Raw genomic sequence first — 14,589 nt, 5'->3', positions numbered from 1 at the left:
CGGCAAAATCATTAAGAACACAAAAGTGATCATTATCGAGTGATTGTCGTGATCAAAGCTTAATGAGAATAAGCGATCAAAGTTAATGCCATTGGATGATCAAAGCTGGGGAGAATATGCAATCTTAGCTACTCGATTAACACTACATTGCTCACCAGCTTCACGTAAATCTACGTGTATCCAATGGCTTTTGAAGAAAAAACAGTTGTTGTGCCAAATATAGAGATTATACATACGGCTAAACTTAGAGTGCCTTTTTTTACAAAACTTACTTTTTTCATAGATACCCCACTAATTTATACATGGATGAGAAGGAAATGATGGTATTCATTATTATGTATACAGTGTTAATAATTCAAATCCAATGGTTAACATTGACAGTGCAAGCTATGAAACCATTCACTGAATTACACAGGAAAATTTATCTTTAAGATTTTTAAATACTTATTAATTTATAGTTAGCATGAGTTTATGCAATTTCGTGATTTACGCCGAAATAGTCCTATTAATCGCTGTATTCTTGCTAGCAAAAAAATTAACTTTTTACTTACTATTGTTGCGATGTTAGAAAAGAGCTTTGTGTTTTCTTCTAGGAGATCTACCGAACGCACTTGTAATTGTGATTAATGAATAAGACTTACTTTAAAAAAGGGTACAACAAGATGAAACTAAAAATTCTGGCTGGTATCTGCACGCTCAGTGCCTGTATGGCACAATGGACGGCGCACGCCAGCACAAAACCTCAAATAGAACAGACTAATAATATTAAGTTAAGCTACAGTGAGCAGAATCAAAATAAACTGACACCTGATTGTGGTATTGAAGACAATGGCCAAGATTGGTCTGCCTTACAAAAAAACGCAGCAAAACAGCATCTAGATGTAACACATTCAAGTTCTTTGTTTTCTGCGGCTATGCAAAGTGCTTCATTGTCGCAAGAGTTACTACAAAATAGTGTTGCAGTTCCTGAACGTTACTATATTCCCGTGGTCTTTCATGTATATGGCGAGCAGTACAACTGTGAGGACGAAACAAAAAAATGCCTAACCGATGACAAAATTCAAGACGCACTGACTAAGCTCAACAATGACTTTCAAGGCTTAGCTATCGACTCGCCTGAGATCTCCCCACAATTTCAAGCTATCAGAGAAAATCTAAATATTGAGTTTGTGCTCGCAGGAAAAGATCCTCAAGGTAACCCTACCACGGGGATCGTTCGCCACGCACGTGAGCAAAAAGGATATGGTAATTATGATGATGAAACCCTAGCTAAAATTAATACCGATGCGTGGGATAACTTCAGTTATATGAATGTTTATCTGATGCATGATTTATATGATGACGGCAAACTCACTAAGTCAGGTGTTGCTTGGTATCCTGAGCTGGCGATGACAGAACAAAACACCGCTCGCGTTGTTTACAATGGTCACTATGTTGGTAACAATACCAGTGAAAACTTTCGCTCAGTACTCACTCATGAGTTTGGCCATTGGCTTAATTTGATCCACACCTTTGAAACCAAGCAATGTTCAATCACCAATGAAGCTTTTTGTGCTTCAACGGGTGATAGAAGCTGCGACACCCCTCAGATGTCTATGCCCAGCGATATGCAAAATAATGCACCTAATTGCTTAGGACACTCAACTAACACCGAAAACTTTATGCATTATTCCGATAACTATGCCATGTTCACACAAGAGCAAGTAAAGCGGATGACGGCAGCACTGCATAACCCAGCTCGTAATACACTTTGGTCGAATGATAATTTAATTGCAACGGGTCTTTCACTGTATGTTAGTGATAGCGAACACCCATGGGATGGTGCATCAGGGCTCAATATAGAGCCAAGTGGTAAGTTACTCGCCAGTTATGATATTCCTTTTGCCAACAAAGGTACTGTTGAAACCTTTGAGGTAAACCTACCTTACGATGCGCAAAATATTTTGTTCTACCTCAACGGGCACACAGAAGACCCTGATATGTACGTATCAAAAGCTCAGGCCCCCACACCTCCAGCCAGTGATTCTGAGCAATGGATAGCCGATCTGGTATCTTTTAATGCTTCAGGAGATCGAGAGCTTGCGGCAGTTGATATACCTGACGTAACAGTTCCTTATTTTGCCTCAGTGCATGCCTTTACGTCTTTTAGTAATTCAAAATTAAAAATACTGCAAGGCGATGACCCCTACCTAAAAGATGGTGAACAGCGCTATTCTTTGTTTAAAGTTGATAACTTATGGGCCAACAAAACGAACAGCTCTTGGAGCACTCGTGTAGGCAAAACCTTTGACTTTCAATTTAGCGTACCTGAAGAAGCCACTCGGGTTGTCGTGGTCGTGCCCGGTGGCTATCAAGGTCCAAAAATGGCTGATGGTTCAATTAAAAGGAACGGTGATCTCGATCTCTACGTTGCTAGAAATCGCGCCGTATCAAAAACGGATTTTGACTGCCGCCCTTTCACTTGGAAAGGGATCTCTGAATACTGTGAGTTCCAAGGCGGTGGTGATTTTGACCTATTCATTGAACCATTTGAAACATACAGTAACGCATCAATACACGTTTATTATGAAATTGCCAGCGCACAAAACCAATCTCCTTTTGCCAATATTAATGGTAAAACCCGCTATGAAGCTACAGACCATGCACTTGAGTTTACCAGCACTGGTTCAAACGACCCTGATGGAAAAATTATCTCTTATCTGTGGGACTTTGGTGATGGCACACAAAGTACAGAGCCTCAAGCCACTCATAGCTACTCAAACCCAGGAACCTACAATGTTAGCCTGAGTGTAACAGACAATACTGGCAGCATCTCTACAGCAAAAGCCAGCGCCGTGATCACCGACTTATCTCCAAATGATGCGCCGCTGTGCACTGACTGTGAACGCGTTTATCTAGCTGATGAATTAAACCTCACAGCCAAAGCTAATGGACATAGTTATAGCTATGAGTTTGCAGTTCCTGATGCTGCGTCTTTAGTAACATTTGAGCTTGTTGAATACTATAGCGGCGACCCAGACATTCATGTTAGCCGTAATCAACCAGTCTCTAAATCTCAGTATGACTGTCGACCATGGGAAGCGCCTAATCAAACTGAACTGTGTCAGTTTGAACAAGGCGGCGTATATAATGTCATGATTGACCCGTTTAAAGATTACGAGTCACTGCGCCTTAGAGCATATTATGATATTCATCGCAATGCAGACCACTCAGCACCAAATCGATTACCAATTGCTGATGCCGGTGGCAACCAAACTGTTAGAACAGGCGTTGCAGTGCAGCTTGATGCAAGCCGCTCTAGCGATCAGGACGGAACACTCATTGCGTATAAATGGGACTTAAATCACGGCTTAACCTACTCGGGTGAAGTAGTCACGCACCAATTTGAGCGTGCGGGTAGTTATCCAGTAAGCCTTACAGTAACAGACGACAACAACGCTAGCGCCAGTGTTCAGGTTCTATTTCGCGTATTACCTATCGGTGATTATGACCAAGATGGCAATGTCGATAGTGATGATATTAATGCTGTAAGCGAAGCAATCGCTACAAATCAACCCATAGACAGCAGCTTTGATATTAATGGTGACGGTGTTGTTGATAGCGCCGATGTTTTAGCGCTTGAAGGGCTGTGTAGTTTTGCTAGCTGCTCAAATATACCACCTGCACCGCAACCACCTATTGCTCATGTTGAAGCTTCTGCTTCGCAGCTGCAAATTGGCCAACAAGTTACCTTTAACAGCTCAGGTTCAGACGATCAATATGGACAGATCATTGAATATCAATGGGACTTTGGTGATGGTATGCAAAGCGACTTTGCCAACCCGAGTCACAGCTACAGTCAGGCTGGTATTTACCAAGTGACTTTAACAGTTACGGATAATGACAACATGACCGCCAGTACAACAGTAGTAGTTAATGTGGACCACCCCCCATTAAATAATGCTTGCGTTGACTTCGATGGTGTTTATGAGCGAAGACTAACCCTCAGTGAACCTCGTTGCATTAACAGTACTCGTGGACACTCTTTCGCGGGAATGGACCGTGGACCTAAAACAGTCGCTATCACGCTAATCAACGCACCGTCTGACGCTAGAGTTTATTTCGGTGATGGTCACTGGCCAAAAACTGATAATAGTGACCATGATGCCGTATCGTTCCCCCAAGGAAACCAGCAATGTCTGTTCTATGAAATCAACGAACAATCTCGTTATTGGGGCTACCTAAAAATATCTGGGAATGCGACCGGTGCCACGATAGTTGTTGACTACGACGTTGCAGGTTGTCGCCCTCTTTAATCTCTTATATTGGGCACGACCAAAATAATTAAAAGTGCCCTATATTCACTCTCTCAATTAAGGAAAACAACATGTACAAAATATTTAAGATGACTCCTTTAATGGTCGCTTTGAGTTCAATTTCTGTTTGGGCCCAAAATGATAGAGATACCACGACCACACATCAAGCCACTGATGTTGCTCATATCAATGCCCACTCTGAGTACACGCCTGATGCTATGTACCACAATAAACAAACTGAATACCTTACGCAATCCAAGCTTCACAGCCAGAAAATGATGTTCTTGAGCTCTGAAGAAGGTGCTGAGACGACTTGTCCAACTGAAGCTTTTAGCCAGCTCAGTGGGTCGGTGTTTTTAAATGCGATTAAAGATTATGGTCGTGAATGTATTAATAACTTATTTAATGATAAACCCGAAACACTAACGCTCGGAGCATATACTAATGCTAATTTTAATACCGTAATAAATGAGTTGAAAACTCAACTCCATAGTTATGATGGGCAAACAAATGCTGCATATCTGAGCAACCTATTTTACTGGTTAAAAGCATATGCTTATTACGATCATCGACGTTTTATAAACCCAGTCACGCAGCAAGCGATGACGCAAGCCATTAATACCTTATATGCTAACAGTCACTTTTTTGATAAAACGCCAAACCATGCAAAATTAGTTCGAAGTGCCACAGGTATCATTAAAAATGCCCAAATAGGCCAGTTTTTAGTCCCTATGACACTGGGTTTGTTAGCTCGCTACGATGAATCTTATGAAAAAATTAATGACTGGGGTCGTTCAGCAACCCCTTTGTTTTGGCAAGTATTAAATGACTGCTCAAAAACGCTCAGCAGCATAACAACGCTTTAATTGAAGCTATTACCGGGTTTATTGATAACAACCTTGATTGGTTGTCTAAATCAGCCAACGATTATCACCTGTTTAATCTGGGCTACCAACTCGTTAACTTTTATAGAGGTAAAGACGACACTCACTTTGGTGTAATTGAAAACAAGCTTAGCCGCGAAATATCAAAAGTACTCACCTCCTATGGGCCATTAAAAACAGATAAAGAACGGACCCTTTATTTAGCCGTACTAGAATCAATCAACTACAACCGCCAATGTGATACTTATGCTGTGTGCAATAAGCGAACAGAAATTATCGAGCAAGTATTAAACAATCGTTTGGTATGTCCTGCAGGCAATTTGTTTATCCGGGCTCAGGATATGGACGATGCACAATTAGCGTGGACCTGTAACTCTTTAAAAACACATGATGACCATTTTCACCAATTGTTGCGTACTGACCGCACACCTGTAACACCAGACGACAACGACTCACTCAAAATGGTGATCTTCAACGACAAAAAAGAGTGGGTTACGTATGGTGGTGTGTTGTTTAACGTAAGCACCAGTAATGGCGGCACTTACCGTGAAGGCGACCCAGAAAAAGCGGGCGATCAAGCCACCTTTTATGCCTATGAACATGTATCAGAGCGCCCTACTTTTGATATTTGGAACTTGCGCCATGAATTTGTTCACTACTTAGAGGGACGATATATCTCTAAAGGTGATTTTCATGACAGTGACGGTGCAGGTCGCACCGTATGGTTTGGCGAAGGTATTGCGGAGTATAGCTCTTTGAAAACGTGCAATGACAATGCAATAGATGAAGCAAGAAAAGGGACTTACTCACTCAGCACCATTTTTGCTAATGAGTACGGCGTTGGACAAACTCGCATTTATGATTGGGGCTACCTTGCAACACGGTACATGTATGAGCAGCAAAATGAAGCGTTTTTTGACATGCTAACGCTGTTTAAAGCAGGTGAGTATCAACGCTACCGCACAGAACTTGTGGATCAATGGGTATCGCAAAAGTCATTTGATACGTCATTTGCCAATTGGTTACAACATGTTGACTCAAGTGGATGTAATACTGATACCACGCGACCACCATCGCCTATTGAACCTATTAATATTGATGATATGCAAGGTAACGATAACGTTGGAATGAATGCTTGTATCGACCAGCCTGCAACGGTTGCCACACGTAGTGAAGCCGGACAAGCACTTTGCGTATCACCAGATCCTACCCGAAAAATCAAAGAGTATCCGCTATATGTACCTGATGGCTTGAAAAATGTATCTCTACAAATAACCCTGCGCCATGGCAGTGGTAATGCCGATCTTTACTATGAATATGGCCGTCCAGATAATGGTTGGCAATATACCCATGAATCAAAAGGTTCAGGCAATACCGAAACAATTTCGGTCGATAACATTAAAAAAGGTTGGCATTACATTGCTGTTAATTCTGAGCACGGGTTCCAAGATACCACCTTGCTGGCGCGATACATTCAGCAGCCTATTCTCGGTGATAACGAATTGCAAGATAACATTGCTGTACCTGTAAGTGTTGGCAATCACGACCAACAGCTGCAACCATAACCGCTGATGCAAAAAAATATCACCTTCATCACAATAGGTGGCACCGCTAAACTATGATATGCATGTGAAATTTGGTAGTCCGGCAAGCAAAACCGACTACCACTGTCGCCCTTGGATAGTCGGTAACCGAGAACCTATAGCTTTGCTTACATAACAGGTGGCGTCTATTACATTATGCTAAGTGGCGCTCCTATATTTAGTGCTGCAACATTAACCGACTCTTATATTCGTTGATTTTGAGCCATACGAATGCATAAATTGATCGCCATTAAAAACTTGCACAATATATTTTTAATATCATGTGATATAGGCTACTTACATAAAAATTATTTTTGGCTTAACCCATGTAAACATGGAACTTTATACTGTTTATAAGACAAAATAGACCTCACTTTAGCTAGAGGTATTAATGTGTTGAAGAAGGCCTTGGTACAACTGCGTGAAAGTAAAAGCCGCGTCGCTAAGATAGGATAAACATAAGGCCATAGTACGAATCAGTTAAACCAATTCGCATGGTATGTACCTCATATTTTGAACTAGCTTAGAGCTGTTCTGATAGTTACCCGTTTTTTAACGGTGTTTTACCAGCTTAGATTTGAGCTAAATTCTTTTTCGCAAATACATTTAAAAATATGTTTGAGCAACTTTGTTGTCAATTTCAGATAGATTTAATTGCACAACATCGATGAAGTCATGTAGCTTATCTTGCAATAATGTTGAGGGGTTAATGCTTATTAAATATGTCTTTGCATTTCCTATTTCCTCTAAGCACACAGTGTTGTTTGGTAATAAGCTCACAGCATGCTCTATTTGATCAAACGTATGTAATAATGATCGAGGAAATCGTTTATCTAACAATAAAAAATTTAACACATCTTCACGTGTGACGCGCATTCTGACTTGTCGCCTATACATCTGATAAGCCGTCATAGATTTTAGTACACTCATCCATTGAATGTTCTTAAAGCTGGTGAGTTCTTCGTCAACGTTTTCCAATAATGAGGCTGAACGAACATCTATTAAGCGTGTGGACATATCAGCTCGTTCAAGGTTTCTACCTATTTTCATAAAGTCATAGGCTTCGTCATGACTCATTGTCCCAGCTAAAAGCCCTACTATTGTTTGATTTGCGAGTATAATTCGCGCTAAAAATGAATATCTCGTACGCCGTGAAAAACCTTCAGCTTGGTTTGTTACAACATCAAGATAGAGGTTGTTTATTTGCTCCCACGCTTCTCGTGGGATAATCTCTTTGACTGTTCGTGCATTTTCTCTAGCAAAGATCAGTGAGCTTACAATAGACCCCATATTTTTTTGGTCAACAAGCATGAACTGTATAACGTTTTCTTCATTTGCTTGTTGGTATTTTTCATAAAATAGATCTCTAGAAGACAAAATATCTATTATTGGCTCCCACCCTAGCTCAACACTATCTGGCAGGTCTAATAATAAGTGCGAATTAACATTAATAACACGTGCTGTATTTTCTGCTCTTTCTAAATATCGGATCATCCAATATATGCTGTTTGCAACCCTTGAAAGCATGTTATTTGTGCTCCATATCAACAATCCAGGTGTCTTTACTGCCACCACCTTGCGAAGAGTTAACAACAGTTGACCCTTCAACTAGGGCAACCCGCGTAAGCCCTCCGGGTGTTACATTTATATCTCGCCCAGAGAGAATAAAAGGCCTTAAATCTAAGTGCCTAGGTTGTACTTTGGTGCCAATCATCGTTGGCGCTGTTGATAAAATAAGCATAGGCTGGGCAACATAGTTCCTAGGGTCATCTTTGATACGTTGTCGAAATTTATCATGTTCAACTTCACTACTATGAGGTCCGATTAACATACCATAGCCGCCAGACTCATTTGCAGGTTTAACAACCATTTCAGCAATGTGTTCAAGTACATACTCTCGCTCTTTTTCATCAAGACACTTGTAGGTTGGCACATTGGGGATGAGAGCAGTCTCATTTAAGTAGTATTCTATAATTTGTGGGACATACGCATAAACAACTTTATCATCAGCCACACCAGAACCTGGTGCATTTGCTAATGCGACATTTCCAGCTTTCCAAGCGCGCATAATACCAGGCACGCCAAGCATAGAATCAGGACTAAAAACCTCGGGGTCTATAAATAAATCATCAATGCGTCGATAAATCACATCAACACGTGCTAAGCCATTAATGGTTCTCATGTAAACGCAATCATCATTTTCTACTACCAAATCAGAGCCTTGTACAAGCTCGGCGCCCATTTGCTGTGCAAGATAGGAGTGTTCAAAATATGCGGAATTATAAATACCAGGGGTTAAAACCACTATTTCGGGGTCATTTACTTCCCTTGGCGACATTTGTACTAACATATCGTACAACTGAGATGGATAATCATCCACAGGCAGTATGTTGTACTGTTCAAACATTTCAGGAAGGACCCTTTTCATTACATGTCTATTTTCAAGCATGTATGATACCCCTGAAGGCACTCGTAGATTATCTTCAAGAACGTAAAATTGGCCATGTTGATCTCTTACTAAATCAGACCCACAGATATGTGCCCAAATTCCATGTTTAGGTTTTACGCCCTTACATTCTTCAAGAAAATTTTTTGAGTTTTCTAATAAGTGAACGGGAAAAACACCATCTTTTATAATATTTTGTTCGTTATAAAGGTCATTAATAAACATGTTAAGCGCTTTGACACGCTGTTTTAAACCAAGCTCAACATACTGCCATTCCTTTTTATCAATCAATCGAGGTATTAAATCAAAAGGCCATGCGCGGTCAATTGACCCCTCTTCTTGATGATAAACACGAAATGTAATGCCCATCACATGAATGGCAGTATCAGATGCCACTTTTAACTGTATTAGCTCTTTATCAGAGAACGAGCGCAAGTATTCGCACAGTGCTTGTGCGCAGTATCTCGGTGTATTAGCTTTTTGCAAAAGTTCATCATGGAACTGTGCAACTTTATAACTGCCCCACTTTATACTCATCGAATTTCCTTAATTAAAAGCACAATCATGCTAGCCATATTAATCGCTAGAGGTGTTATTGAAGTGATTAACGATATTGTGAATAAAGCGAAGCTTATTTAACGCCGAAACCGAAATTACAAATGGATATGCATCATCCATTCCCATACTTCGGTTAAGTGCGTTTAATACCCTTGTTAATGTGCACCAATCATTAAATAAGCGAGTAAATCCAGATTCAATATCTGACTCACTTTGCTGAATTTCATATTCAAGCGGGTTATAAATAGTATTATCAGCAATGCCTACACCAAAGTTGTTTGCTGTTTCAAGTGTATCAACCATGTGAAGATAATGAGCCCAAGTTTCTGCCCAATCTTCCCAAGGGTGCATCGAAGCATAGGCGCTTATATATTGGTCCTGCCAATTTTGCACTGGTCCATTTTGATAATAATTTTGCATTTCATTTTGATAACTGAGACGCTCATCACCAAATAAGTTTCTAAACTCAGTGATATGAGCGGTTCTATCAATTAACCTATCCCAATAGTAATGCCCTGACTCGTGCCTAAAATGCCCTATTAATGTCCTATAGTTTTCATTCATTTTTTCACGCATTTCTGCTCGAGTAGCGGCATCTGCTTCGTTTAGGTTTATGGTGATTAAACCATTACTATGACCTGTAACAACATATTCTTTTATTGTTAGTTCATTGCCAAAACTATCTTCTACTTGGTCTTGTAAAAATGCAAAGCCAAGTCCGTTATTTATATCTTCAGATCGACTTTTTATCGGTAGTTTGAGTTTAATAACCGTGTATAAAAGCCGTCGTTTTGCTTGCTCCAGCGAAAACCATAATTTAATATTGTTTGAATCATTTAGATTTGGGATAGTTTCAGTAAGCCGACATGATAAACACAACTGATTGCTGTCATGTAATTCAATCATCCAGTTGCAAACTTGATGTTCAACATAGTTTTTACAAGGCCGATAGTACTTTCCATCAAATGCTGATAACCAGCTGTCTTCATCTGTTTTTGTAAATGCGCATAGCTTCTGTGCGTTTGGTAAAAAACCAAGTATTGAATCACATTTTACACATTGAGAGTTTGGAAAGTGTAGTACATTTCCACATTGGCAATAAAAGGTTAGCAACTAATTCATCCTGATTAGTTAAAGAAAAAGAGAGGCATACAAGGCCGCCTGTTTATATTCTGCACTACGTCAGTCTAATCTACATTCATAGAGTTTGCTTGAATTAAATTAAAATGATTTGCGACACTAACTTGTGAGTCAGTACTGTGAAAACCTTCAAAAGAAATAACTCGCCAATATTGGCGAGTTATTTATACACTAAATTAATATTAAAACTCTTTCACAACCTTAACGTCACCTGTAACTGCACTCGATGATACAAAACCAATCGTATCTGGGTTACCTGATACTGTTTGTAACACTTCAGCGTCATTTGACGCTTCTTTTGGTGGTGTGCCTTTACCAGTGAAAATTAGTTTAGACCAGTACGCTTTTAACTGAGCTGATGATTTGTTTAATACTTTACTATTAAACTCTTCAGTGGCAGCACTGCCAGCCTCTTGTCCAATTGGAATGGCTTTATTACCGTTACTAAACGACTTTTCTTTACCAGTAAAAATACGTTTAATGGTTGAGTCATCAAATGAACTTGCATTGCTTGGGTGAACAATCACTGCTACACCCGCATATGACTGAGCGCAAAGCAGCATAAATGCTATGTAAATTAAATTTTTCATCGCTTAAGCTCCTAAAATACTACGTCTACGCCAAATGTGAGTGCTTTACTATCACCTGCAACGGCAAAGTCAAACGAATCATCTTTAACGCGGTCATATTGAATTTTAAATGCAGCCGAAGGATGAAAGTTCCAACGAACACCCACTGCCGTAGTATCATGTTTCTCTGTATCACCCTCGCCATCTTGCTCATAGTTTGAATACATGATGTAAGGGGTGATTTCATCAAAGCGGTAGCCAATACTAACCATATATGTGTCAAAGTCGCTGTCTAGCTTTAACTTGTTTAACTCAGTTAATATAAATACATTCCCAAAGTCAGCGTTAACGGCTAAGCCGTAGAATTTCCCATCTCTAGAATCTTGGCCATTCCACATCGTTGGCTCACCATTAACAAAACGTTTGTTTGTATAACGCATGTGAGTTAAGCGGATCTCTAACCAATCATGACTTAAATTAACGACACCACCGATAATATCTTCCCAAATCTCCCTTGTAGGTGAGCGAAAGAAGAAATCAGATAACAGCTTATTTTCTTCGTCATCTTCTTTACCAGTGTAAATATTTGTGGACAGTCCCCAATCTCCTATCGAACCGTTATATAGTAAATTTACACCTTCATAGTTAAATATTTGCCATGTGTAGTTATCAGCCGGCGGCCGCATCCATACATATGCATATCCAACATCATAAAAATCTGAGTAGTAAAACAGAGGCAAACGCTTTTTACCTGCTTGCAATGTCCAATTATCATTGATGTCATAAGAGATATAAGCCCATTCAAATTCTGCATCGTAGTCGTTAGCACCACGTGCAACAATCTGTCCTGTAACACTTAGCCCATCACCAAGGTCGCCACTGACCTGTAGCCCGATAAGTGATTCAGGTGAAAAGGAAAAATCCTCCGTATATGTACTTACAATTGGATAGTCAGCAAGAAATGAAGGCTCTATACCATACTGGGGTGCCCCAGTACCACTGAGTACTTTACCGCCATTTATACTTGCAAACCCTGAAATATTTATCTCTGCATGAGCTGTCATCGTTGTGAGAGCAGCAACCAAGAGAGTCGTTTTTAGTTTCATAGATAGCTCCGCCTAATTTATGAGTTATTGGCAGGCTAAGTATAGTTAAACCTCCGAAAAAGAAAGTTTTATTGATAAAAATTAGAATATAGCTAAGCTTACATTTAGGGAAAAGTGCCATTTAGCGATAGCTACACCCTTTAAGCGGTGGTAAGCAAGGAACAACACAACTTAGGTTGTCACATTGTTATGTTACAAGGTGTTATATGTCGAATTTATTGCATTTTAAAAATATGAGTATTTCAAAAAAAATCCATGCGATAACCATAGTTGCTGTTGCAGCATTTATTGTATTGGTAATGATTAATTATAAGTCTTTATTGGAGAACCAACGCTCATTAGATGAACTAGAAAACCAAACCTATAAATTATTAATTTTAACATCAGAAAATGTCACAGCGATGAAAACTCTGGATGAGACATATACCCAGTCGGTGACATTTGGTGATGCGGAGTTGATCAGTAAAGCGTCGTCAATTCAAAAGAAGTTAGTTGAAAATTTAAAGCAAGTCCCCACACTAAATAGCAACTTCCCTACTGCAACTACTGTAAGAGATTTACAAGCATATGGTAAAATTGCGAAACAAATTGCATCTAGTATGATCGATGGCACTGCTGATTTTGCAAAGTTACCACAAATAGCAAAGCAAAAAAGTGATTTGTTTGAAGAAGTATTAGATACACTTAATGATGATAAAAAGCGTGCAAACGAACGCTTTTCAGAGCTGATCAATAATACTAAATCAAATGCAGATGATGCATTGACAATGATGTTTATTGTCGCAGTAATATCTTTAGCGTTAGTTATTTTGTTAGCAGTTATGATAGCTAGGGGTATTAGCTCATCAGCGGGTGAAGCTGCAAGCAACTTATATTTACTTGCTGAAGGAAAAGGTTCTCTAAGTTCACAACTTACGGTGTCATCAAACGATGAAATTGGCCAAGTATCGAAAAACTTTAATGCGTTTGTAAATTTACTACGTGGCACTGTTGAAGATGTAATTGCGGTCGTTGAACCATTGATGGAGAACTCAACTCGTTTAGTACAAGGTATGGAGTCTGCTGAACGTGCAACACAACAGCAATCAAGTGATGCTGAAGTTGTAAGAAACTCTATGGAAGAAATGAAACAGAGTGTGGGAGATATTTCACAATCTGCAGCATCTGCATTCCAAGCTGCTGAACTTGCAGAAAATGCGGTAGATGAAAGCCTCAAACAAATTAATGTTTCAGTTGCTCAATCTCAAGATTTAAGTGAAGAGATAAATAAAGCTGCAGTTACAATTAACAAACTTGCCGATGATACACAAAATGTAACGCAAATTTTGAATGTAATTACTTCGATTGCTGAACAAACGAACCTTCTTGCTTTAAATGCCGCAATAGAAGCCGCAAGAGCCGGCGAACAAGGTCGAGGTTTTGCTGTTGTTGCTGATGAAGTTCGTGAGCTTGCATCAAGAACAGCTAAGTCGACTAATGAAATACGTGAACTTATCAACATTCTTACCGTGGCTGCATCAGATTCAGTTAATGCTATGAATACCGCAAGGGATATGGCTACCAACAATGCTGAAGCGGCTGAAGCTACGGGTAACTCTATTCAGTTAATTTCTGAACAAATTTTGGCTATTAATGGCATGAATTCACAAATTGCAACCGCAACTGAAGAGCAAACCTCTGTAGCTGCTATGGTTGTAGATAATGTATCGAATATGCACAGTTCATTTGAACAGACTATGAAATCATTGGAGCAGGTTGGTGACGTTGCTCAGAACTTACATAAGTTGTCTGACAACCTTTTAGATTCTACTTCGAAGTTTAAGTTGTAAGATAAATTTTAGACATTAAAAAAGGCAGCTTAAGCTGCCTTTTTTGTTTCACTTAATTATTTAAAATTAAAGTGCAACGATGTTCTCTGCTTGAGGACCTTTCTGGCCAGTAGCTAGAGTGAATTCAACGCGTTGACCTTCAGCAAGAGTTTTGAAGCCATCGCCTTTGATTGCGCTGA

The 14,589-nt window shown here is 39.6% G+C and carries 10 protein-coding genes; 4 read left to right on the top strand and 6 right to left on the bottom strand.

The features are described 5' to 3' along the window. Positions 1–662: 662 nt before the first annotated feature. The 3 genes from OCI93_RS18795 to OCI93_RS18785 all read left to right on the top strand — a co-directional run bounded on the left by OCI93_RS18795 (position 663) and on the right by OCI93_RS18785 (position 6,744). On the top strand, positions 663–4,295 hold the full coding sequence (locus tag OCI93_RS18795; protein ID WP_261627038.1) for a PKD domain-containing protein: 3,633 nt from the start codon (positions 663–665) through the stop codon (positions 4,293–4,295). A 71-nt stretch (positions 4,296–4,366) separates the two neighbouring features. Further along, a complete protein-coding gene (locus OCI93_RS18790; protein ID WP_261627037.1) occupies positions 4,367–5,161 on the top strand; it encodes a M9 family metallopeptidase N-terminal domain-containing protein in 795 nt (264 codons plus the stop codon). Positions 5,162–5,202: 41 nt separating this feature from the next. Continuing rightward, on the top strand, positions 5,203–6,744 hold the full coding sequence (locus OCI93_RS18785; protein WP_261627036.1) for a collagenase: 1,542 nt from the start codon (positions 5,203–5,205) through the stop codon (positions 6,742–6,744). 624 nt (positions 6,745–7,368) lie between these two features. On the opposite strand, the gene OCI93_RS18780 is transcribed toward OCI93_RS18785, so the two are convergent. The 5 genes from OCI93_RS18780 to OCI93_RS18760 form a co-directional block, all read right to left on the bottom strand. Continuing rightward, positions 7,369–8,289, bottom strand: coding sequence for an alpha-E domain-containing protein (locus tag OCI93_RS18780; RefSeq protein WP_261593864.1), 921 nt, complete (start codon positions 8,287–8,289; stop codon positions 7,369–7,371). Between the two features lies 1 nt (position 8,290). Then, complete coding sequence (locus OCI93_RS18775) at positions 8,291–9,745, bottom strand: circularly permuted type 2 ATP-grasp protein (protein ID WP_261593865.1); 1,455 nt, start codon at positions 9,743–9,745, stop codon at positions 8,291–8,293. A 39-nt stretch (positions 9,746–9,784) separates the two neighbouring features. After that, on the bottom strand, positions 9,785–10,879 hold the full coding sequence (locus OCI93_RS18770) for a zinc-binding metallopeptidase family protein (protein ID WP_261593866.1): 1,095 nt from the start codon (positions 10,877–10,879) through the stop codon (positions 9,785–9,787). Positions 10,880–11,088: 209 nt separating this feature from the next. Further along, positions 11,089–11,496 carry a type 2 periplasmic-binding domain-containing protein gene (locus tag OCI93_RS18765; RefSeq protein WP_261593867.1) on the bottom strand — a complete coding sequence of 136 codons (408 nt, stop codon included), beginning with the start codon at positions 11,494–11,496 and terminating at the stop codon, positions 11,089–11,091. A gap of 11 nt (positions 11,497–11,507) precedes the next feature. After that, the gene (locus OCI93_RS18760) at positions 11,508–12,581 is read right to left on the bottom strand and encodes a porin (RefSeq protein ID WP_261593868.1); all 1,074 of its coding nucleotides are present in this window, start codon (positions 12,579–12,581) and stop codon (positions 11,508–11,510) included. A gap of 206 nt (positions 12,582–12,787) precedes the next feature. On the opposite strand from OCI93_RS18760, the gene OCI93_RS18755 reads away from it, so the two are divergent. Beyond that, positions 12,788–14,410 (top strand): methyl-accepting chemotaxis protein, encoded by a 1,623-nt coding sequence (locus OCI93_RS18755; protein ID WP_261593869.1) that lies wholly within the window; start codon positions 12,788–12,790, stop codon positions 14,408–14,410. Positions 14,411–14,476: 66 nt separating this feature from the next. On the opposite strand, the gene OCI93_RS18750 is transcribed toward OCI93_RS18755, so the two are convergent. Then, the coding region (locus OCI93_RS18750) for a cold-shock protein (protein WP_261627041.1) at positions 14,477–14,589 on the bottom strand (113 nt) is incomplete at its 5' end.

The organism is Pseudoalteromonas holothuriae, assembly GCF_945859825.1.
In the GTDB taxonomy this organism is placed as follows: domain Bacteria; phylum Pseudomonadota; class Gammaproteobacteria; order Enterobacterales; family Alteromonadaceae; genus Pseudoalteromonas; species Pseudoalteromonas holothuriae.
Note: the sequence above shows the minus strand (reverse complement) of the source record. Positions and strands in the feature narration are given on the sequence as shown.